Below are 21343 nucleotides of genomic sequence, written 5' to 3' on the forward strand. Positions count from 1 at the left end.
TTGCTTTTCTCTGCTGACCCGGCGGCTTGCGTGCCGTTGTTCCGTGTCAGTGGAGGCGCATTATAGGGAGTAATTCCGAACCTGCAAGGATAAAGTGAAAATTATTTACTGACCGCTCATTTTCCAGGCAAATCACATCCCAGACCTCAATTTTCGCCTGGTTTTTAAACAAAAACGAGCCGCAAGCGGCCCGTTTTTGCGTTTTGTGACTTACTGCACTGCCACAATGCGATCGTCGTTGGCTTCCAGACGAATAACTTTGCCCGGAACCAGCTCCCCAGAGAGGATTTGCTGTGCCAGCGGGTTTTCGATCTGCTGCTGGATAGCACGTTTTAACGGACGCGCACCATAAACAGGATCGTAACCATTCTCGCTCAGCAGTTTCAGCGCATCGTCGGAAATGTGGATTTCATACCCACGCTCTTCCAGACGTTTGTACAGACGCTGCAACTGGATCTGCGCAATCGACGCGATGTGTTTCTCGCCCAGCGGATGGAACACGACCACTTCATCAATACGGTTGATGAACTCCGGACGGAAGTTTTGGCTGACCACACCCAGCACAAGATCTTTCATATGGCTGTAATCCAGCTCACCGAAGCGTTCCTGAATCAAATCGGAACCCAGGTTCGAGGTCATGATCACCACCGTGTTACGGAAGTCGACCGTTCTTCCCTGCCCGTCCGTCAGACGCCCATCATCCAGCACCTGCAACAGAATGTTAAACACGTCAGGATGAGCCTTTTCCACTTCATCCAGCAGGATGACGGAATAAGGACGACGACGAACCGCTTCCGTCAGGTAACCGCCCTCTTCATAACCGACATATCCCGGAGGCGCACCGACCAGACGCGAGACGGAGTGTTTCTCCATAAACTCGGACATATCGATACGCACCATTGCGTCATCGCTGTCGAACATAAAGTTAGCCAGCGCTTTACACAGCTCGGTTTTACCGACACCGGTTGGCCCCAGGAAAAGGAACGAGCCGATTGGACGATTCGGATCGGACAGCCCCGCACGGCTACGACGAATGGCGTTAGATACCGCTTCGACCGCTTCGTTCTGTCCAATGACGCGCTGATGCAGATCCTGCTCCATACGCAGCAGTTTCTCACGTTCGCTTTCCATCATGCGAGCCACAGGAATGCCCGTCCAGCGCGCCAGCACTTCGGCAATCTCGGCATCCGTCACTTTATTACGCAACAGACGCATGGTTTTGCCTTCCGACTGCGTGGCGATCTCAAGCTGTTTTTCCAGCTCAGGGATCTTGCCGTACTGTAGCTCGGACATCCGCGCCAGATCTCCTACGCGACGGGCCTGCTCAATGGCAATTTTCGCCTGCTCCAGCTCCGCCTTGATTGTCTGGGTGCCAGAGAGGGAGGCTTTCTCAGCTTTCCACTCTTCTTCCAGCTCAGAATACTGACGCTCTTTCTCGTCCAGTTCTTCGTTAAGCATATCGAGGCGTTTCTTACTCGCTTCGTCAGACTCTTTGTTCAGCGCCTGCTGTTCCAGCTTGAGCTGGATAATACGGCGATCGAGTCGGTCCAGCTCTTCCGGTTTCGAGTCAATCTGCATACGGATGCTGGACGCCGCTTCATCGATAAGGTCGATGGCTTTATCCGGCAACTGACGGTCGGCAATGTAACGATGCGAAAGCGTCGCCGCCGCAACGATGGCCGGGTCAGTGATCTGCACGTGATGGTGCAGCTCATAACGCTCTTTCAGACCACGCAAAATAGCGATGGTATCTTCAACGCTTGGTTCAGCGACAAACACCTTCTGGAAGCGACGCTCCAGCGCGGCATCTTTTTCAATGTACTGACGATACTCGTCCAGCGTAGTGGCGCCAACGCAGTGAAGTTCACCACGCGCCAGCGCAGGTTTCAGCATGTTCCCGGCATCCATTGCGCCGTCAGCTTTACCCGCGCCCACCATGGTGTGCAGTTCGTCGATAAACAGGATGACGTTACCTTCCTGTTTCGCCAGATCGTTCAGCACGCCTTTCAGACGCTCTTCAAATTCACCGCGGTATTTCGCCCCGGCCACCAGCGCGCCCATATCCAGCGCCAGTACGCGACGGCCTTTCAGCCCTTCGGGCACTTCGCCATTAACGATACGCTGCGCCAGCCCTTCAACGATGGCGGTTTTACCGACGCCAGGCTCACCAATCAGCACCGGGTTGTTTTTGGTACGACGTTGCAGTACCTGGATAGTCCGACGAATTTCTTCGTCACGGCCGATCACCGGGTCAAGTTTGCCCTGCTCGGCACGTTCGGTCAGGTCGACCGTAAATTTCTTCAAAGCCTGACGTTGGTCTTCGGCTCCCTGGTCGTTCACGCTTTCACCTCCGCGCATTTTCTCAATCGCCTGGGTCACATTAGCGGTGGTTGCACCGGCGGATTTCAGCAGGTCGGTTAAGGTACCGCGTGATTCAAGCGCCGCCAGAACAAACAGCTCTGACGAAATAAAGTTGTCCCCACGTTTTTGCGCCAGCTTGTCGCAAAGGTTCAGCACGCGCACCAGATCCTGCGACGGCTGCACGTCGCCGCCGGTACCTTCTACCTGCGGTAAACGGCTCAGCGCCTGATCGATGGCGGTGCGTAACTGGCCAGCATTAATGCCAGCGGACGTTAATAAAGGACGTACCGATCCCCCTTCCTGATTCAGCAAGGCGCTCATTAAATGAAGAGGTTCGATAAATTGGTTGTCGTGCCCCAGTGCAAGGGACTGGGCATCGGCGAGAGCAAGCTGGAATTTATTAGTAAGACGATCCAGACGCATAACTCCTCCCATAACAGGTCAAATTTGCTACTGGAGATTAAATGAGGTCATCCCTCAATTATTCAAGGTTAATAACCTGAATTATGTGAAAAGAAAACGGCGCGTACCGGATCGTCTTGATTCTTTAGGTTATATCAGCCAAATGAAACTTGCCATACGACCTGTCGTCTTGTCGCGGCGATAGGAGAAAAAATCACCCTTTTCGCTGAAGGTACAGCGATCTCCGCCGAAGATTTGGGTCACGCCGACGTTATTCAGGCGCTGGCGGGCAAGCTGATAAATATCGGCCAGATATTTATCTCCGGAAGCCACAAACGCTTCGACCGCTTGCGGATCTTTTTCCATAAAGGCATCGCGCACTTCGGGCCCGACCTCAAACGCCTGCGGGCCAATCGCCGGGCCAAGCCAGGCGATGAGATTTGCAGAATCGTCATGGAAGCAGGCAACGGTCTCTTCCAGCACGCCTTCGCACAGGCCTCGCCATCCGGCGTGGGCAGCAGCCACTTCAGTTCCTGCCTTATTGCAGAACAACACCGGCAGGCAATCAGCAGTCATCACCGCGCAAACCGTTCCCGGCGTATTGCTGTACGAAGCATCGGCGCGCTTAGACGCATAGGGCTCCCCCGTCAGCTTCAGCACCGCTTTACCGTGCACCTGCTCAAGCCAGACCGGTTTTGAAGGAAGGTTTCCCGCAGCAAAGAGGCGTTTACGGTTCTCTTCAACGTGCTCCAGGTTATCACCACAGTGCGCACCGAGGTTCAGAGACTCCCACGCGCCCTGGCTCACGCCACCTATACGGGTTGAACTACAGGCGGCCACGCCTTCAGGCAGTGGCCATTCCGGGACAATCAGTTTGGTCATAACCAGTCCACGTGATCCTTATGTTCTTCGAAATCTGCGCGCATCGCGTCGATAAGTTCCACCATATCCTGTGGGATCGGCGCATGCCATTCCATCTGAATTCCGGTGATTGGGTGGTAAAGACGTAGCATCGTCGCATGCAGCGCCTGGCGATCGAATTTACGCAGCACGGAGATGAATTCATCCGATGCGCCCTTTGGTGGACGCGGACGACCGCCGTAAACCGGGTCACCCACCAGCGGATGGGTAATATGCGCCATGTGTACGCGGATCTGGTGAGTACGCCCGGTTTCCAGACGCAAACGCAGGCGCGTATGAATACGGAAATGTTCCATGATGCGGTAATGGGTCACCGCCGGTTTGCCCATCGGGTGTACGGACATATGCGTACGCTTGGTTGGGTGACGGCTGATAGGCTCTTCCACCGTGCCGCCAGAGGTCATATGACCAATCGCCACCGCTTCATACTCACGGGTGATTTCGCGCAGTTGCAACGATTCCACCAGGCGAGTCTGGGCGGGAACCGTCTTCGCCACCACCATCAGACCCGTGGTGTCTTTATCCAGACGGTGAACAATACCGGCACGCGGTACGTCGGCAATCGGCGGATAATAATGAAGGAGTGCGTTAAGTACCGTACCGTCAGGATTGCCCGCGCCCGGGTGAACAACAAAGTCGCGCGGCTTGTTGATGACCAGAATATCGTCATCTTCGTAGACGATATCCAGCGGGATATCCTGGGGCTCGAAGCGGATTTCCTCTTCGATTTCAGCATTGATGGCGACAGCTTCCCCACCAAACACTTTCTCTTTTGGTTTGTCCCAGATCTTGCCGTTTACCAGCACGCGCTGGTCAAGGATCCATTCTTTTATGCGTGAACGCGAATAATCAGGGAACAATTCGGCCAAAGCCTGATCTAAGCGTTGACCGAGCTGATTTTCGGAGACTGTTGCGGTGAGTTCTACTCGTTGTGCCATAAACTGCTTCTTCGTTTAACGTTGGGTTTTACGGCTTTGCCGTTTAATATAGTGTGCTATTGTAGCTGGTCTTAATCGGGAGCAGGAACTGAGTTTCTCCCGGACAAACATTTGAGGAAAGTCAAAACGTCATGACGCGCATGAAATATCTGGTGGCAGCGGCCACGTTGAGCCTGGCTTTGGTGGGCTGCTCCGGTTCGAATGAACAGGTCCCTGACAATCCGCCGAATGAAATCTATGCGACTGCACAACAAAAGTTGCAGGACGGTAACTGGAAACAGGCGATAACGCAACTGGAAGCGTTGGATAATCGCTATCCGTTTGGTCCGTATTCGCAGCAGGTACAGTTAGATCTCATCTACGCCTACTACAAAAATGCCGATCTGCCGCTGGCTCAGGCAACGATCGATCGTTTCATGCGTCTGAATCCTACCCATCCTAACATCGATTACGTGATGTACATGCGCGGCCTGACTAACATGGCGCTGGATGACAGTGCATTGCAGGGCTTCTTCGGGGTGGATCGTTCCGACCGTGACCCGCAACATGCGCGTGATGCTTTCAATGACTTCTCCAAACTGGTGCGTAGCTACCCGAACAGCCAGTACATTACCGATGCCACTAAGCGTCTGGTGTTCCTGAAAGATCGTCTGGCGAAATACGAGTACTCCGTTGCGGAATACTACACCCGCCGTGGCGCATGGGTTGCCGTGGTTAACCGTGTAGAAGGCATGCTGCGTGATTATCCGGATACGCAGGCCACGCGTGATGGCCTGAAACTGATGGAGAATGCGTATCGCCAGATGCAGATGACGGCTCAGGCGGACAAAGTGGCGAAAATCATCGCCGCGAACAGCAGCAACACCTGATACCGCTACAACGCATAACGGCAGCCTGCGGGCTGCCGTTTTTTTATTCTTTCAGACTTACGCTGAAGCGGTTTAGCTTCAACACATCCATTCAACTATGACCGCAATTGTTGGCTTCGACAAGGTAAATCTCACCTCTTCCTGCCCTGCCTCACAAAAAAGATTCCCTGACAAAAACCGACAAAATAACGTGATCTAAATCACACATTTTGACATTAGGTCGGGTATGCTGGAATCACCAAGACGGAAAGACAAGAGGTAAAATTTATGACAATGAACATTACCAGTAAACAAATGGAAATTACTCCGGCAATCCGCCAGCACGTCGCAGACCGTCTCGCCAAACTGGATAAATGGCAAACACATTTGATTAATCCACATATCATCCTGTCCAAGGAGCCGCAGGGTTTCATCGCTGATGCAACTATCAATACTCCAAACGGCCATCTGGTCGCCAGCGCAAAACACGAGGATATGTACACCGCAATTAACGATTTGATCAACAAGCTGGAACGGCAGCTCAATAAAGTGCAACACAAAGGTGAAGCACGTCGCGCCGCAACCTCGGTGAAAGACGCCAGCTTCGCGGAAGAAGTTGAAGAAGAGTAATCCTCTAAAATTGAGTGTACCGACAACGCGCCTTCGGGCGCGTTTTTTATTGACAGGATCAAAACAGTGCAGGTACTTTAACCCTATCAATTTCAGGATGACTTTATGAAACAGACGCCGTTTTTCTTCGCATTCTTTTTTACCTTCCCCTGACCGGGAGGCGTTTCGTCGTGTGATAAAGAATGCGAAGACGAACAAAAAGGCCTCCCACACCGGGAGGCCTTTTTTATTGATAACGATAAAATGAGACAGACAACACTATGACACCGGAAAACCCGCTCCTGGATTTACGCGTAAAAATCAGTGCACTCGACGAAAAATTACTGGCCCTGCTGGCAGAACGCCGCGCGCTCGCCGTTGAAGTGGGCAAAGCCAAGCTCGAGTCCCATCGGCCGGTGCGCGATATCGATCGCGAACGTGATTTACTGGAACGGTTGATTCAACTCGGCAAAGCGCATCATCTGGATGCGCACTACATCACCCGCCTGTTCCAGCTCATCATCGAAGACTCCGTTCTGACGCAACAAGCCCTGCTCCAGCAGCATCTTAACAAAACCAACCCGCACTCTGCTCGTATCGCTTTCCTCGGCCCGAAAGGCTCCTATTCTCACCTGGCGGCTCGCCAGTACGCAGCCCGACATTTCGAAGAGTTTATTGAGAGCGGCTGCGCGAAATTTGCAGACATCTTCAACCAGGTCGAAACCGGCCAGGCAGATTACGCCGTGGTGCCTATTGAGAACACCAGTTCCGGCGCCATCAACGATGTTTACGATCTGCTCCAGCACACCAGCCTGTCGTTAGTCGGCGAGTTGACTATCCCTATCGATCACTGCGTGCTGGTCTCTGGCTCAACCGATCTGAGTCAGATCGAAACGGTGTACAGCCACCCGCAGCCGTTCCAGCAGTGCAGCCAGTTCCTGAACCGTTATCCGCACTGGAAAATTGAATACACCGAAAGCACCTCGGCGGCGATGGAAAAAGTGGCGCAGGCAAACTCTTCTGCCATCGCGGCTCTCGGTAGCGAAGCGGGCGGCGCGCTGTATGGCTTACAGGTGCTGGAACGCAATCTGGCCAACCAGACGCAGAATATCACCCGTTTCGTGGTTCTGGCCCGCAAGGCCATCAACGTGTCGGACCAGGTCCCGGCGAAAACCACCCTGCTGATGGCGACCGGCCAGCAGGCGGGTGCGCTGGTTGAAGCGCTGCTGGTGCTGCGTAATCACAACCTGATCATGACGAAGCTGGAATCCCGCCCAATACATGGCAACCCGTGGGAAGAAATGTTTTATCTCGACGTTCAGGCCAACCTGGAGTCTGCGTCCATGCAGAAAGCCCTGCGCGAACTGGGCGAGATCACACGCTCCATGAAAGTGCTGGGCTGCTATCCGAGCGAAAACGTGGTCCCGGTCGATCCGGCTTAACGTTCGATAAAGCGGCTTTTCTTCATCCCTGCCACATTTACAGGCAGGGTGAAGATGGCACCGGAAAGCGGATATTTCGCCAGCTCCTCCGCCTCCATATTTTCCCGCGTGGTGGTGATAAACAGCGTTTTCATATCGTCGCCGCCAAAGCACACCATTGTCGGGCAGCGTACCGGCAGCCGATACTCTTCCAGCTGTTCGCCTTGCGGTGAAAACCGTGCGATACGCCAGCCGTCAAACAGTGCGCTCCAGTAGCAGCCTTCCTCATCCATTGCCGCTCCATCGGGTATACCTTCTCCCTCGCTAAACCGGCGAAACTCTTTGCGCTTACCGGGTTCCCCCTGCTCATCAAGCGGCGTACGGTAGATTACACCGTTCGGCGTATCAGAAGTAAACATCCATCGTTTGTCAGGACTAAACGCTAAACCGTTATGCCCGTGAATATCGCACTGGATCACTTTCGGCGTCAGGTCGTTGTCGATACGCATCAGCATGGCGCCGTTATAATCCCCCGGCCCCCAGAAGGTGCCCGCATAAAACCGTCCCTGATGATCGGTACCGCCATCGTTAAAGCGTGCAAGCTGCGGGTTGGACGGGTTATCGCAAACCTTCCGCTGGAGCAGGCCGTGTTTATCGGTCAGCCAGATGGCGTTTCGCATCGCGACGATAAATCCGCCGCGTTCACGCAGGGCAAAACACCCAACTTCTTCATGGAATGAGAGCACCGAGTGTTCCGCGGTGGGCAGATGGTACCGATGGATCTCCCCTTCCAGGATATCCGCCCAGTAGAGCGCCTTCTCGTCTGCACTCCACGTCGGGCATTCGGGCAGATGCCCGGTATAGTTCAACAGCAGCTGCGGTTCGGCCATGACAGTTCCCCAAAATGAAAAAAGCCAGCAATGCTGGCTTTCAGTATATACATCATCGCATTACTGGCGACTGTCATTTGCCTGGCGCAACAGCGTACGGCTTTCACTCTGGAATCGCGTGGCGTAATCACCGAACCAGTGCTCCACTTTACGGAAACTGTCGATAAAGGCTTGTTTATCGCCGTGTTCCAGCAAGGTGATCGCTTCGCCAAAACGCTGATAATAGCGCTTGATCAGCGCCAGATTATTTTCAGACGACATGATGATGTCGGCGTAAAGCTGCGGATCCTGGGCAAACAGTCGCCCGACCATCGCCAGCTCCAGACGATAGATTGGCGAGGAAAGCGCCAGCAATTGTTCAAGCTGAACGTTCTCTTCCGCCAGGTGCAGCCCATAGGCGAAGGTTGCAAAGTGGCGCAGCGCCTGAATAAACGCCATGTTCTGGTCATGCTCTACCGCGCTAATGCGGTGCAAACGTGCTCCCCAGACCTGGATCTGTTCCAGGAACCACTGGTAGGCTTCCGGCTGCCGTCCGTCACAGTAAACCACTACCTGCTTCGCCAGGCTTCCGCTGTCCGGGCCAAACATCGGGTGTAACCCAAGCACGGGGCCAGTGTGCGCCGCCAGCATTGCCTGTAGCGGACCATTTTTAACGGAGGCCAGGTCCACCAGTATGCAATCTTCCGGCAGCGGAGGAAGTTTCGCGATTATTTGCTCCGTCACATGGATCGGCACGCTGACGATAACCATTCCGGCGTCTTTCATCAGCTCCGGCGCGTGCGACCAGTCCTCTTTCTCCAGAATACGCACCTGATAGCCAGAAAGCGTCAGCATTTTCTCAAACAGACGCCCCATCTGCCCGCCACCACCGACGATAACCACCGGGCGCAGCGACGGACAGAGGGTTTTGAAGCCCTTGTCGTTTTCGCTGGAATAGGACTCGCGCATCACGCGACGCAGGACGTCCTCAATCAAATCAGGTGATACGCCCAGGGCCTGCGCCTCTTTACGGCGGGAGGCGAGCATAGAGGCCTCGCGCTCCGGAACGTAAATCGGCAGTCCGTATTTACTTTTAACCTCGCCGACCTCAGCAACCAGTGCCATGCGGCGCGCCAGAAGATCCAACAACGCCTTATCCACTTCATCAATTTGATCGCGTAATGCGGTCAATTCAGCAACCATAACTACCCTCTTATGCCAGACGCGTCGCCAGCTGGCCGTTCAAATCTTTGTGGATCTCACGCAGCAGCGCATCGGTGGTTTCCCAGCTAATGCAGGCATCGGTGACCGAGACGCCGGGCTTCATCGCGCTACGCGGCTGTTCCGATGACTGATTGCCTTCATGAATATTACTTTCAATCATCAGGCCGATAATTGAACGGTTGCCATCTTTAATCTGAGCAATCACAGATTCTGCAACCGCAGGCTGGCGACGGTAATCTTTATTCGAATTACCATGACTGCAATCTACCATCAGCGCCGGATGCAGTCCCGCCTGTTCCATCTCTTTTTCACACTGCGCGACATCCGCCGGGCTGTAGTTTGGCGCTTTACCACCGCGCAGGATCACATGCCCGTCCGGGTTGCCCTGCGTTTGCAGCAGGCATACCTGGCCCGCCTGGTTGATCCCGACAAAACGATGGGGCATGGCGGCGGCGCGCATGGCGTTAATCGCCGTGGCCAGGCTGCCGTCGGTACCGTTTTTAAAACCAACCGGCATAGACAGGCCAGACGCCATCTCGCGGTGGGTTTGTGACTCGGTGGTGCGCGCCCCAATCGCAGACCAGCTAAACAGATCGCCGAGGTACTGCGGGCTGTTCGGATCCAGCGCCTCGGTTGCCAGCGGCAGCCCCATGCTGACCAGCTCTACCAGCAGGCGACGCGCAATCTTCAGGCCGGCTTCCACATCAAACGAGCCATCCATGTGCGGATCGTTGATCAACCCTTTCCAGCCAACGGTCGTACGTGGCTTCTCAAAATAGACGCGCATCACCAGATAGAGGCTATCGCTGACCTCCTCCGCTAATGCTTTAAATCGACGAGCGTACTCAATGGCGGTTTCAGGATCGTGAATAGAGCAAGGACCACATACCACCAGCAGGCGCGGATCGCGGCCAGCGATAATGTCAGAAATGGTCTGGCGCGAGTGCTCAATCTGAGCTTCCTGCGCGACGCTTAGCGGGAATTCCGCCTTCAGTTGATCCGGGGTGATTAACACCTGTTCGTCAGTGATATGTACGTTGTTCAGCGCGTCTTTTTGCATGATTGCGATCCTGTCAAACTCGTTTGCGATAGTGGTTTTCCTCGAAGAGGTGACACAACGATATCACATTAAGTAAAGATTTCAATCCAAAATACGTACACATTACTTTACACCAGCCCTTTAATTGCAAAAATCATTGCCTAAAATCGTAAAGTTAAAATTACACACGCACACCTGTAACCCAAGCTATGCTCACAAACAAGGAGAATAGCCATGCGTTCAATTGCTTTTATGTTGTTGTCGCTGATTTTGTCGGGTTGCCAGATCAATCCTTATACTTTTCAGCCTGACTGGACCAGCCCGGACTGGTTCACGGCCGGTAAAGAAGACGCTATGAATGGTGTTCCGGTTAAAGATAACCAGGCTCTGGCCGATAGTTTTAATGACCCTCAGGTTGATCGAGCGGAATATCTTCGTGGCTACGCTAACGGACAGAAAAAAATATGCGAAGAGGGCTTTATTCACGCCTGGGGATTAGCGGGCAAATCATTTCCTGCCAGCTGCGATGCAACTGAAAATGCAGTAAAACTGCATGAATCCTGGCAACAAGGATTGGATGAAAGTATGCGTTCCAGCAGGCTTAATTGAGCCTGCCTTAATTCCTCTGAATATAGCTCACTGTAAGATTTAGCTTAGGTCAAAACAGGGATATTTCTGACATAATGACGGCTTTGATAAACAATGGTATTCTGCCGACAATTCTTAAGGACATCTATTTCCGGGGCGGTTTGGCGGATTCTGATGAGAAATGCAATCTTGATCGCTTTGCTCCGACTCCCCCTGGTGCTAATACTGTTCATTTTAGTAGCCCCTGCAACGGCAGGCTCGTTCACGGAAACGGATAAATCAGTACGTTCGATTGTTTCTGGCATTGTGAGCTACACCCGATGGCCAGCACTGTCCGGCCAGCCTAAGCTCTGTATTTATGCCTCTTCCCATTACAGACAGGCGCTCAGCAGTGAAGATGAACACAACCCGTTGCCCTATAGTCCTGTCATTGTGCATAGCGATCGGGAAGCACTCGCAGCAAGGTGTGATGCCCTCTATTTCGGGAGCGAGTCGCCGGCAAAACAACAGGAAATAATAAATCAATATCAGGGCCAGGCGTTGCTATTAATGTCAGAACAAAATCCTGAATGCGTTATTGGCAGCGCATTTTGTCTGATAATAGAGCACAACCTCGTCAGGTTTTCCGTAAATCTGGATGCGCTGGCGCGCAGTGGCGTAAGAGTCAATCCGGATGTATTAATGCTCGCACGGAATAAGAAGCATGAATAAGGAAGTCGCACCAACACCGCGTCCGACGTTTAAAAGAACGTTGCGACGAATCAGCATGATAAGCGTCATTATAACGATGACGTTTATATGGTTGCTGCTGTGTTTCGCTTCCGTGGTGACATTAAAGCAATACGCGCAAAAAAACCTCGAACTTACCGGCGCCACCATGAGCCACAGCCTTGAAGCCTCTCTGGTGTTCAACGATGCCGTGGCGGCAAATGAAACGCTGGCGACCCTCGGCAAGCAGGGGCAGTTCGCCGTGGCGGAAGTGCTTAACGCACATCATAAACGGTTTGCCTGGTGGTCATGGAACCCGGCGGATAATACCGACACGCTGGGCGCGCTGGTCAACCGGTGGTTGTTCCCTGTTCCTGTCGCACAGCCCATCATACATAACGGCAATGTGATTGGCGAAATTCGTCTGACCGCGCGAGACAGCCTGATTAGCCACTTTATCTGGCTCTCATTTGCGGTCCTCACCGGCTGCATTCTTTTTGCCTCTGCCGTCGCATTGACCATCACCCGCTCGCTACATCATGGCATGGTTGTTGAAATGCAAAACATCACTGACGTTGTGCATGACGTTCGCACTAACCGCAACTTCTCTCGCCGGGTAACGGAAGGCCGCATTGAAGAGTTCCACCAGTTTGGTGAAGACTTCAACAGCCTGCTGGATGAAATGGAAGAGTGGCAGCTCAAGCTACAGGCGAAAAACGCTCAACTGTTGCGTACCGCCATGCACGATCCGCTCACGGGGCTTGCAAACCGCGCCGCGTTTCGCAACAACATTGCGGCATTAATGAACGACGCTTCAGCAAAAACCAATTCTGCCCTGCTCTTCCTGGACGGTGATAACTTTAAGGTTATCAATGACACCTGGGGTCATGCCGCGGGTGACTGCGTACTGATCGAAGCCGCCAAAAGGATGGTCGAGTTTGGCGAAAAACGTCATCAGTCTTACCGTCTTGGCGGCGATGAATTTGCCATGATCCTTTACGGCGTCCACACCGCACGTGAGGTCGAATTTATTTGCGCTGCGCTGTCGCAGCAATTTATCCGTCCGTTTGATCTGCATAACGGGCACACAGCATCAATGTCCCTCAGCATTGGCTTTGCTCTGGCGTGGGAAAATGCCTCCGTTGAAGCATTACTGGAGCAAGCCGATCGCAATATGTATCTGGTCAAAAACCAGCGTTCGAAAACAATATCCTGAAAGGAAGACGATATGTTAAAGCGATACTTTGCGCCGTTAATACTGGCATCACTGGTAATGTCCGGATGCCAGTCATCCCCTGAAGGGAAATTCACGCCAGAGCAAATTGCGGCCATGAAATCCTACGGCTTTAACGAACTGAATGGCGACTGGTCTCTGGGCCTGTCGGATAAGATCCTGTTTGATAAAAATGACGCCAGGCTGCGCCCGGAAAGTGAAACGCAGATCCAGACTATGGCCTCACGCCTGGCGGCAACCGGTCTGAACCACGCCAGGATGGATGGCCATACGGATAACTATGGCGAAGAGAGCTACAACGAAGCGCTTTCGTTAAAACGTGCCAATGTTGTGGCGGATGCCTGGGCGAAGGGCGCGAACATCCCGCGCAGCAATCTCACTACGCGGGGCTTAGGCAAAAAATACCCTGTCAGCAGCAACCGCACTGCGCAGGGGCGCGCTGAAAACCGCCGGGTTGCGGTAGTCATCAGCACGCCTTAAGGCTATTTAACGGATGTTCCGGCGAGCGACACGCCTGAAACCGCTCGCCAGCGCAGCCAGTCAATCACAATAAAGACCGCCAGACTGACGCCCATTACCGGCAACGCCAGCCCCAGCAGGAGGCTTATCAGGAACGTCACTCCCCTTCCCCACAGCGGCAATGCCAGCCAGCTTTGACAGAGCGTCTGTACCGGGTTCGCGGCTAACGTTGCAGGGCGACGCATCCACCACATCCGGTACCCCCAGATAATTAACACACACAGCGCAACGCCAAACGCGATGAGCAGCAGCTGATTTGCCAGACCAAACAGGATCCCCATATGGAAATCCACGCCCCAGCGGGTGAGTTTAGCCATCAGCGGGAAATCCCCGAAGCGAGTGCTGTCCAGCACCTTCAGTGAGTGGGGATCCACGGCAACGGCATCAACCTGCGTAGGCCAGCGGCGATCGATTTCCGTCACCGTCCAGGCCTGGTCGACCCTGCTTGCCGGACGGATCTCAACGTTGTTCGCATCAATCCCTGACTGGCGGGCGACCTGCAATACGTTGTCAAAAAGCGACAGTTTGACTGGCATTTCAGGCATCGTCATTCCCCCGTGATGACCACGATGTTCGGCGTGTTCATCCCTCATTTCCGGCGCACCGGAAAGGGTGGTGTTTACCTGCGGCGTCAGCCAGTTCATCTCTGCACGCAGCTTATCGACGTTGCCACCGGCCCATTGTGACCAGGTTAACCCGGTGACTGAGAACAGCAGCATTCCCGCCAGTAACGTCCAGCCTAAGATCACATGCAGGCGGCGACGATTCTGGAAACGATTGTTAATACGGCGCTTAGGTCGGGTGTAGAACCACAGCGCGATCCCGCCCAGGGCAGCAACCCACATCCACGAGGCGGCTAACTCGCTATAGAGGCGCCCGATGTTGCCCAGCATCAGCGAGGTATGCAGATAATCGATAGTCTGACGCAGCGGTAAAATCCCGCTGGTGCCGTACACGGTCATATCCCCTCGAATCTCAAGGCTGGTGGGATCAATAAAAATAGCCCGATGCTCGGAGGGACCCAGCGCCGGGTCGGCAAACATCACGCGGGTCGTTTCGCCCTCTTCCAGCCCCGGACGTACAGCATGTAAACGCAGCGCTGAACCCACGGCCTTTTCCGCCACGGCAATTTGTTCAGCAAGAGGCTGCGCCTCACCCACGGCATCCGTGTGGAGTGCATGATGGTACAGCGCCTTTTCAAGCTGCGGCGTGGCGACATACAGCGTTCCGGTCAGCGCTGCGAAGAAGATAAACGGACCGACAAACAGCCCGATATAGAAATGGAGGCGACGCAGCAGGTTTCCCCATGCCGCGCGCGGAGTGCAGGTAGTCATACTTTTCCTTTTTAAGGCAAAAAGTGAGTGATTTTGTTTTAAAGGGAGAAAGCAGACCGACGCGGCGGCGCGCGGGTATCGGGGTAAAGCCAGGGGAAAAAGTGCCAGTGGCTGACCGCCTGACGAGGCGGTTTCACGCGCAGCCGCTGCAACACCACGCTGAGCAGAACGATAAGCGCCAGCATCACGCCCGGCACATGCGCTAACAGCACGCAGTAGCCGCATGCTTCCGCATGGTCAACTGGCATAGAATGCGGCATATCACTATGTTGCTCGTCCATCGACATCATGCTCATGTCATGGTGCATACCCGGCATGGCGCTCATGGGATCTTTTTGCAGCGAGACGGAGATCAGCGGCGCCACGACGATCAGCAGGATCGCAAACAGCGCGGTCAATGCCGCTGCGCGTTTCCAGTTACGCTGATGCAGTACGTTATCCACTTACCCTCCACCCAAGAGGCGAACATTGTAAATGATTTATGACGGAAGGGTTAACGCGAGAGGTGCGATGGGATAAAAAAAGGGCCAGCCTTTCGGCCAGCCCTTTCTAACAGGATGTCGCTTAAGCGAATCTTAGTTCAGACGCTCTTTAATACGAGCAGACTTACCAGTACGCTCACGCAGGTAGTACAGTTTAGCTTTACGTACAGCACCACGACGTTTAACAGCAATGCTGTCAACTACCGGAGAGTGAGTCTGGAAGACACGCTCAACGCCTTCGCCGTTGGAAATTTTACGAACAGTGAATGCAGAGTGCAGACCGCGGTTACGAATAGCGATAACCACGCCCTCGAATGCCTGCAGACGTTTTTTGGAACCTTCAACAACCCATACTTTCACTTCCACGGTGTCACCTGGACGGAAGGAAGGTACGTCCTGCTTCATCTGCTCTTGTTCAAGTTGCTTAATAATGTTGCTCATAATTTAATCTCTTATCCTGGGTAAACTGATATTCGGGAGCGTATTACGCATTCCCATCATGTTCATGCTGCTGGTGCGCGTGTTCAGTTTTGAACTCGGCCAGCAACTTTGCTTGCTCTTCAGTCAGAGCCAGGTTTTCCAGAAGTTCAGGTCTTCTAAGCCAGGTTCGGCCCAGCGACTGCTTCAAACGCCAGCGACGTATCTCGGCATGGTTTCCAGACAGTAATACTGCCGGGACTTCCATCCCTTCTAACACTTCAGGACGAGTATAGTGTGGACAGTCCAGCAATCCATCGGCAAACGAATCTTCTGTCGCCGAAGCTTCATGGCCCAGTACACCCGGAATGAACCGGGCAACGGAGTCAATCAGCGTCATTGCTGGTAACTCACCACCGCTGAGAACGTAATCGCCGATAGACCATTCTTCGTCAATCTCGGTTTGAATTACGCGCTCATCTATCCCTTCGTAGCGACCACAGACCAGAATCAGCTTTTGATTCGTCGCCAGTTCGCTCACGCCCGCTTGATCAAGCTTGCGTCCCTGAGGTGACAGATAAATCACCTTCGCGCCTTCACCTGCCGCGGCTTTTGCTGTGTGAATGGCGTCCCGTAAGGGTTGCACCATCATCAACATCCCCGGTCCGCCGCCGTAAGGACGATCGTCCACGGTACGGTGCCGGTCGTGCGTGAAGTCACGAGGACTCCAGCTCTGGATGCTCAGCAGGCCATTCTTTACTGCCCGGCCAGTTACCCCGTAATCGGTAATCGCGCGGAACATTTCAGGAAACAGGCTAATTATGCCAATCCACATAGCGCCGTCTTTTACCGTTTATCCGGAGAATTTAAAAACCAGGATCCCAATCTACTTCAATGGTTTGAGTAGTGAGATCGACTTTCTTGATAACCTGTCCATCGAGGAACGGAACCAACCGCTCCTTGATGCCAAATGCATCTTTCAGGTTTGCCTTAATGACGAGAACGTCATTTGACCCGGTTTCCATCATGTCGATGACTTTCCCCAGGCTGTAGCCTTCAGTGGTCACTACCTGGCAACCCATAAGGTCTTTCCAGTAGTAGTCACCCTCTTCCAGCTGTGGCAACTGCGACGAATCCACGACAATTTCACAATTAGTCAGCGCATTCGCGGCATCACGATCGTCAATGCCTTTCAGCTTGATGATGATGTCCTGATTGTGGTGACGCCAGCTTTCCAGCTCGACCTCTTCCCACTTACCGGCTTTCTGGATAAACCAGGGCTGGTAATTAAAAATGCTATCAGCGTCTTCAGTGGAGGAAAACACTCTGAGCCAACCACGGATACCGTAGCAAGAACCCATTTTTCCCAATACGATCGGTTCAACAGGTGCTTTATTGCTCATCATGACCACCGTGACAGATTAAGCTGCTTTGTTTGCTGCTTTGATCAGCGTAGCAACGCGATCGGAAACAGTAGCGCCCTGGCCAACCCAGTGAGCGATACGATCCAGATCCAGACGGGTTTCTTCTTCTGCGCCAGCGGCCAGTGGGTTGAAGAAACCAACGCGCTCGATGAAGCGACCGTTGCGTGCATTACGGCTGTCAGTCACAACAACCTGGTAGAACGGACGCTTTTTAGCGCCGTGACGAGCTAAACGAATAGTTACCATAACATCCTCTTGTGTGAATAAAACAACCGGGCCCCATCGAGGAACGGAGCCCGGGTGTCATATTAAAAGCCCGAAAATTTTACTCATTTTCGGGCAAAAAGCAATCTCAAAAGCGATTAACGCCCAGGAAAACCGGGAGGCATCATGCCTTTCATGCCGCGCATCATCTTCGCCATGCCGCCTTTCTTCATTTTCTTCATCATGCGCTGCATGTCGTCGAACTGTTTCAGAAGGCGGTTAACGTCCTGCACCTGCATGCCGCAACCGGCTGCGATACGGCGTTTACGGGAACCTTTGATGATTTCTGGCTTCGCGCGCTCTTTCAGCGTCATCGAGTTGATGATGGCCTCCATACGCACCAGCACTTTGTCATCCATCTGGGATTTGACGTTGTCCGGGATCTGGCCCATGCCTGGCAGTTTGCCCATCAGGCTTGCCATGCCGCCCATGTTTTTCATCTGACGCAACTGCTCAAGGAAGTCGGTGAGATCGAAACCGTCGCCTTTTTTCAGCTTGCTGGCCAACTTCTCGGCCTGCGCGCGGTCAACCTTGCTCTCGATATCTTCGATCAGCGACAGCACGTCGCCCATGCCGAGAATACGGGAGGCAATACGGTCCGGATGGAACGGCTCCAGCGCTTCGGTTTTCTCGCCCACGCCGAGGAACTTAATTGGCTTACCGGTGATATGACGAATAGACAGCGCCGCACCGCCGCGGGCATCGCCGTCGACTTTGGTCAGCACCACACCGGTTAACGGCAGGGCTTCGTTAAACGCTTTCGCGGTGTTTGCCGCATCCTGACCGGTCATGGCGTCAACAACAAACAGGGTCTCTACCGGATTGATAGAGGCATGCACCTGCTTAATTTCGTCCATCATCGCTTCGTCAACGTGCAGACGACCGGCGGTATCCACCAGCAGCACGTCGTAGAATTTCAGCTTCGCCTCTTTCAGCGCCGCGTTAACGATATCGACAGGCTTCTGCGCCACGTCGGACGGGAAGAAGTCTACGCCAACCTGCTCGGCCAGCGTTTCCAGCTGTTTGATCGCCGCCGGGCGATACACGTCCGCCGACACCACCAGCACCTTTTTCTTGTGCTTTTCACGCAGGAATTTCCCCAGCTTACCGACACTGGTGGTTTTACCCGCACCTTGCAGACCCGCCATCAGCACGACGGCCGGCGGCTGAGCCGCCAGGTTTAGCACCTGGTTCTCTTCGCCCATCGCCGAAACCAGCTCGTTACGGACGATTTTGACGAACTCCTGACCCGGAGTCAGGCTCTTGTTCACTTCATGGCCAACCGCTTTCTCTTTCACGCGGTTGATAAAATCACGTACGACCGGCAACGCGACGTCTGCTTCCAGCAGCGCCATGCGCACTTCGCGCAGCGTTTCCTTGATGTTCTCTTCGGTGAGGCGTCCACGGCCGCTGATGTTGCGCAGCGTGCGCGACAAACGATCGGTTAAATTATCAAACATTGTCTCTCGCCTGGGGTAGAAACGTTAGGTCGCCTGGGCGACACATACACAGAATTTTGCCGGAGTATAACATGAAGGCGCCTTTGTTGTTATGCAACGGTTGGAGCAGGCGTCACGTAACGTTATACTGCTTCTCTTTCTTATTAAGACAACTGTCGACGCCTATATGCCTGTTTTCGCACTGATCGCCCTTGTTGCCTACTCTGTCAGCCTCGCGCTGATCATTCCTGGCCTGCTGCAAAAAAACAGCGGCTGGCGGCGCATGGCTATTCTTTCGGCAGTGATCGCACTGATTAGCCACGCGTTTGCGCTGGAATCACGCATCATTCCCGGCGACGGCAGCGTGCAAAATCTGAGCGTACTGAACGTCGGCTCGCTGGTCAGCCTGATGATCTGTACGGTCATGACCATTGTCGCGTCTAAAAACCGTGGCTGGCTGCTGCTGCCGATAGTCTACGCCTTTGCGCTGATCAACCTGGCGTTAGCCACGTTCATGCCCAATGAGTTTATTACTCACCTGGAAGCCACGCCGGGGATGCTGGTGCATATTGGCCTGTCGCTGTTCTCCTACGCGACGCTGATCATCGCCGCCCTTTACGCCATGCAACTCGCCTGGATTGACTACCAGCTGAAAAATAAAAAGCTGGCGTTTAACCACGAAATGCCGCCGCTGATGGTGATTGAGCGTAAGATGTTCCACATCACCCAGGTCGGTGTGGTTCTGCTGACGCTGACGCTGTGCACGGGCTTGTTTTATATGAAGAACCTGTTCAGCGTGGAGAATATCGATAAAGCGGTCCTCTCCATCATCGCGTGGTTTGTCTATATTGTCCTGTTATGGGGCCATTATCATGAAGGCTGGCGCGGTCGTCGCGTGGTCTGGTTCAACGTAGCGGGTGCGGGCATTCTCACGCTTGCCTATTTTGGTAGCCGCTTCATACAGCAATTTGCTGGCTAAGTAACAAAAGGAGTTCCCCCTGGAACACATCTCTACCACCACGCTGATCGTCATTCTGGTCATCATGGTGGTCATCTCCGCTTATTTCTCTGGCTCTGAAACCGGCATGATGACGCTGAACCGCTACCGGTTACGTCATCGCGCCAAGCAGGGTAACCGTGCCGCGCGTCGTGTCGAAAAGCTTCTGCGTAAGCCGGACCGGCTGATTAGCCTGGTGCTTATCGGTAACAACCTGGTCAATATTCTCGCTTCTGCGTTGGGCACCATCGTCGGGATGCGTCTGTACGGCAACGCAGGCGTGGCGATTGCCACAGGTGTGCTCACGTTTGTGGTGCTGGTGTTTGCGGAAGTGCTGCCCAAAACCATCGCCGCTCTTTACCCGGAAAAAGTCGCCTACCCGAGCAGCTTCCTGTTAGCACCGCTGCTTATTCTGATGATGCCGCTGGTCTGGCTGCTGAATATGGTGACACGGGTGCTGATGCGCATGGTCGGTATAAAGGCAGACGTCACCATTAGTAGCGCGCTCAGCAAAGACGAACTGCGTACCATCGTGAATGAATCCCGCTCGCAGATCTCCCGCCGCAATCAGGACATGCTCCTGTCGGTGCTGGATCTGGAAAAGGTCAGCGTTGACGACATCATGGTGCCGCGCAATGAAATCGTCGGGATTGATATCAACGACGACTGGAAGGCCATTGTCCGCCAGCTGACACACTCCCCGCACGGGCGTATCGTCCTCTATCGCGATTCCCTCGACGATGCCATCAGCATGCTGCGCGTGCGCGAGGCCTATCGTCTGATGACTGAGAAAAACGAGTTCACCAAAGAGGTGATGCTGCGCGCCGCCGACGAAATTTACTACGTGCCGGAAGGCACCCCACTCAGCACGCAACTGGTGAAGTTCCAGCGAAACAAGAAGAAAGTCGGCCTGGTGGTGGATGAATACGGCGATATACAGGGGCTGGTGACGGTCGAAGATATTCTGGAAGAGATTGTCGGGGACTTTACCACGTCAATGTCGCCTTCCCTTGCGGAAGAAGTCACCCCGCAAAACGACGGGTCAGTGCTTATCGACGGCAGCGCCAACATTCGTGAAATCAATAAAGCGTTCAACTGGCATTTGCCGGAAGACGAAGCGCGGACGATGAACGGAATGATCCTGGAAGCGCTGGAAGAGATCCCGGCGGCAGGCACGCGCGTGCGCATTGAACAGTATGATATTGATATTCTGGACGTTCAGGACAACATGATTAAGCAGGTGAAGGTCCTGCCCGTTAAACCTTTACGCGAAAGTATCGCCGAATAAAATGTAGGCCGGGTAAG

At 53.7% G+C, this 21343-nt stretch carries 23 protein-coding genes and 1 other annotated feature; of the genes, 10 read left to right on the plus strand and 13 right to left on the minus strand.

Annotated elements, in window-relative coordinates; genetic code table 11:
• Window positions 1–210: 210 nt before the first annotated feature.
• The 3 genes from clpB to rluD all read right to left on the minus strand — a co-directional run bounded on the left by clpB (window position 211) and on the right by rluD (window position 4622).
• Window positions 211–2784, minus strand: a complete 2574-nt coding sequence (gene clpB / locus ACOTYH_RS09350; protein ID WP_017692862.1) for an ATP-dependent chaperone ClpB — start codon at window positions 2782–2784, stop codon at window positions 211–213.
• A 129-nt stretch (window positions 2785–2913) separates the two neighbouring features.
• On the minus strand, window positions 2914–3645 hold the full coding sequence (yfiH, locus tag ACOTYH_RS09355; protein WP_040118001.1) for a purine nucleoside phosphorylase YfiH: 732 nt from the start codon (window positions 3643–3645) through the stop codon (window positions 2914–2916).
• Complete coding sequence (rluD, locus tag ACOTYH_RS09360) at window positions 3642–4622, minus strand: 23S rRNA pseudouridine(1911/1915/1917) synthase RluD (RefSeq protein WP_003863165.1); 981 nt, start codon at window positions 4620–4622, stop codon at window positions 3642–3644. Before rluD ends, yfiH begins: the two co-directional genes overlap by 4 nt.
• 131 nt (window positions 4623–4753) lie before the next feature.
• On the opposite strand from rluD, the gene bamD reads away from it, so the two are divergent.
• The 4 genes from bamD to pheA all read left to right on the plus strand — a co-directional run bounded on the left by bamD (window position 4754) and on the right by pheA (window position 7521).
• Window positions 4754–5491, plus strand: a complete 738-nt coding sequence (bamD, locus tag ACOTYH_RS09365; protein ID WP_003863164.1) for an outer membrane protein assembly factor BamD — start codon at window positions 4754–4756, stop codon at window positions 5489–5491.
• Window positions 5492–5758: 267 nt separating this feature from the next.
• Window positions 5759–6100, plus strand: coding sequence for a ribosome-associated translation inhibitor RaiA (raiA, locus tag ACOTYH_RS09370; RefSeq protein WP_003863162.1), 342 nt, complete (start codon window positions 5759–5761; stop codon window positions 6098–6100).
• Window positions 6101–6204: 104 nt separating this feature from the next.
• Window positions 6205–6330: a sequence feature (Phe leader region), on the plus strand.
• Entirely contained in the window at window positions 6206–6253 is a 48-nt protein-coding gene (gene pheL / locus ACOTYH_RS09375; RefSeq protein ID WP_100229775.1) for a pheA operon leader peptide PheL, read from the plus strand. (Overlaps the previous feature by 48 nt.)
• A 30-nt stretch (window positions 6331–6360) precedes the next feature.
• Window positions 6361–7521: a bifunctional chorismate mutase/prephenate dehydratase gene (pheA, locus tag ACOTYH_RS09380; protein WP_045906907.1), complete on the plus strand. Its 1161-nt coding sequence runs from the start codon at window positions 6361–6363 to the stop codon at window positions 7519–7521.
• Here pheA and ACOTYH_RS09385 read toward each other — a convergent pair.
• The 3 genes from ACOTYH_RS09385 to aroF are packed head-to-tail and all read right to left on the minus strand — an operon-like array spanning window position 7518 to window position 10653.
• Complete coding sequence (locus tag ACOTYH_RS09385) at window positions 7518–8390, minus strand: SMP-30/gluconolactonase/LRE family protein (RefSeq protein WP_058689497.1); 873 nt, start codon at window positions 8388–8390, stop codon at window positions 7518–7520. The two genes, pheA and ACOTYH_RS09385, sit on opposite strands and share 4 nt — an antisense overlap.
• Window positions 8391–8450: 60 nt before the next feature.
• Complete coding sequence (gene tyrA, locus ACOTYH_RS09390; protein ID WP_006811631.1) at window positions 8451–9572, minus strand: bifunctional chorismate mutase/prephenate dehydrogenase; 1122 nt, start codon at window positions 9570–9572, stop codon at window positions 8451–8453.
• A 10-nt stretch (window positions 9573–9582) separates the two neighbouring features.
• On the minus strand, window positions 9583–10653 hold the full coding sequence (aroF, locus tag ACOTYH_RS09395; RefSeq protein ID WP_058689498.1) for a 3-deoxy-7-phosphoheptulonate synthase AroF: 1071 nt from the start codon (window positions 10651–10653) through the stop codon (window positions 9583–9585).
• 213 nt (window positions 10654–10866) lie between these two features.
• Between aroF and ACOTYH_RS09400 the strand changes: the two genes are divergently transcribed.
• The 4 genes from ACOTYH_RS09400 to ACOTYH_RS09415 all read left to right on the plus strand — a co-directional run bounded on the left by ACOTYH_RS09400 (window position 10867) and on the right by ACOTYH_RS09415 (window position 13642).
• Entirely contained in the window at window positions 10867–11241 is a 375-nt protein-coding gene (locus ACOTYH_RS09400) for a DUF2799 domain-containing protein (protein ID WP_045333286.1), read from the plus strand.
• Window positions 11242–11394: 153 nt separating this feature from the next.
• Window positions 11395–11931, plus strand: coding sequence for a YfiR family protein (locus tag ACOTYH_RS09405; RefSeq protein WP_015571570.1), 537 nt, complete (start codon window positions 11395–11397; stop codon window positions 11929–11931).
• A complete protein-coding gene (gene dgcN / locus ACOTYH_RS09410; protein WP_017692859.1) occupies window positions 11924–13144 on the plus strand; it encodes a diguanylate cyclase DgcN in 1221 nt (406 codons plus the stop codon). The genes ACOTYH_RS09405 and dgcN overlap by 8 nt, the downstream gene beginning before the upstream one ends.
• A gap of 12 nt (window positions 13145–13156) precedes the next feature.
• Entirely contained in the window at window positions 13157–13642 is a 486-nt protein-coding gene (locus tag ACOTYH_RS09415) for an OmpA family protein (RefSeq protein WP_017382956.1), read from the plus strand.
• A 2-nt stretch (window positions 13643–13644) separates the two neighbouring features.
• Here ACOTYH_RS09415 and ACOTYH_RS09420 read toward each other — a convergent pair whose 3' ends face one another.
• The 7 genes from ACOTYH_RS09420 to ffh form a co-directional block, all read right to left on the minus strand.
• Entirely contained in the window at window positions 13645–15015 is a 1371-nt protein-coding gene (locus ACOTYH_RS09420; RefSeq protein ID WP_047062398.1) for a PepSY-associated TM helix domain-containing protein, read from the minus strand.
• Between the two features lie 38 nt (window positions 15016–15053).
• Entirely contained in the window at window positions 15054–15458 is a 405-nt protein-coding gene (locus tag ACOTYH_RS09425; protein WP_032654636.1) for a DUF2946 domain-containing protein, read from the minus strand.
• Between the two features lie 132 nt (window positions 15459–15590).
• Window positions 15591–15938, minus strand: coding sequence for a 50S ribosomal protein L19 (gene rplS, locus ACOTYH_RS09430; protein WP_002914145.1), 348 nt, complete (start codon window positions 15936–15938; stop codon window positions 15591–15593).
• A gap of 43 nt (window positions 15939–15981) precedes the next feature.
• Window positions 15982–16749, minus strand: coding sequence for a tRNA (guanosine(37)-N1)-methyltransferase TrmD (gene trmD / locus ACOTYH_RS09435; RefSeq protein ID WP_014832949.1), 768 nt, complete (start codon window positions 16747–16749; stop codon window positions 15982–15984).
• 31 nt (window positions 16750–16780) lie between these two features.
• Window positions 16781–17320, minus strand: coding sequence for a ribosome maturation factor RimM (rimM, locus tag ACOTYH_RS09440; protein ID WP_015571575.1), 540 nt, complete (start codon window positions 17318–17320; stop codon window positions 16781–16783).
• Between the two features lie 15 nt (window positions 17321–17335).
• Complete coding sequence (gene rpsP / locus ACOTYH_RS09445; protein WP_003863133.1) at window positions 17336–17584, minus strand: 30S ribosomal protein S16; 249 nt, start codon at window positions 17582–17584, stop codon at window positions 17336–17338.
• Between the two features lie 116 nt (window positions 17585–17700).
• Complete coding sequence (gene ffh, locus ACOTYH_RS09450; RefSeq protein WP_003863132.1) at window positions 17701–19062, minus strand: signal recognition particle protein; 1362 nt, start codon at window positions 19060–19062, stop codon at window positions 17701–17703.
• A 166-nt stretch (window positions 19063–19228) separates the two neighbouring features.
• Here ffh and ACOTYH_RS09455 point away from each other — a divergent pair, with 166 nt between their 5' ends.
• Both ACOTYH_RS09455 and ACOTYH_RS09460 read left to right on the plus strand, forming a co-directional pair.
• Window positions 19229–20020, plus strand: a complete 792-nt coding sequence (locus tag ACOTYH_RS09455) for a cytochrome C assembly family protein (RefSeq protein ID WP_014832951.1) — start codon at window positions 19229–19231, stop codon at window positions 20018–20020.
• Window positions 20021–20039: 19 nt separating this feature from the next.
• The gene (locus ACOTYH_RS09460) at window positions 20040–21326 is read left to right on the plus strand and encodes an HlyC/CorC family transporter (protein WP_026094274.1); all 1287 of its coding nucleotides are present in this window, start codon (window positions 20040–20042) and stop codon (window positions 21324–21326) included.
• The last annotated feature ends 17 nt before the right edge of the window (window positions 21327–21343 follow it).

It is taken from the genome of Enterobacter cloacae complex sp. SHL001, assembly GCF_049236825.1.
Taxonomy (GTDB): Bacteria; Pseudomonadota; Gammaproteobacteria; order Enterobacterales; family Enterobacteriaceae; genus Enterobacter; species Enterobacter hormaechei_C.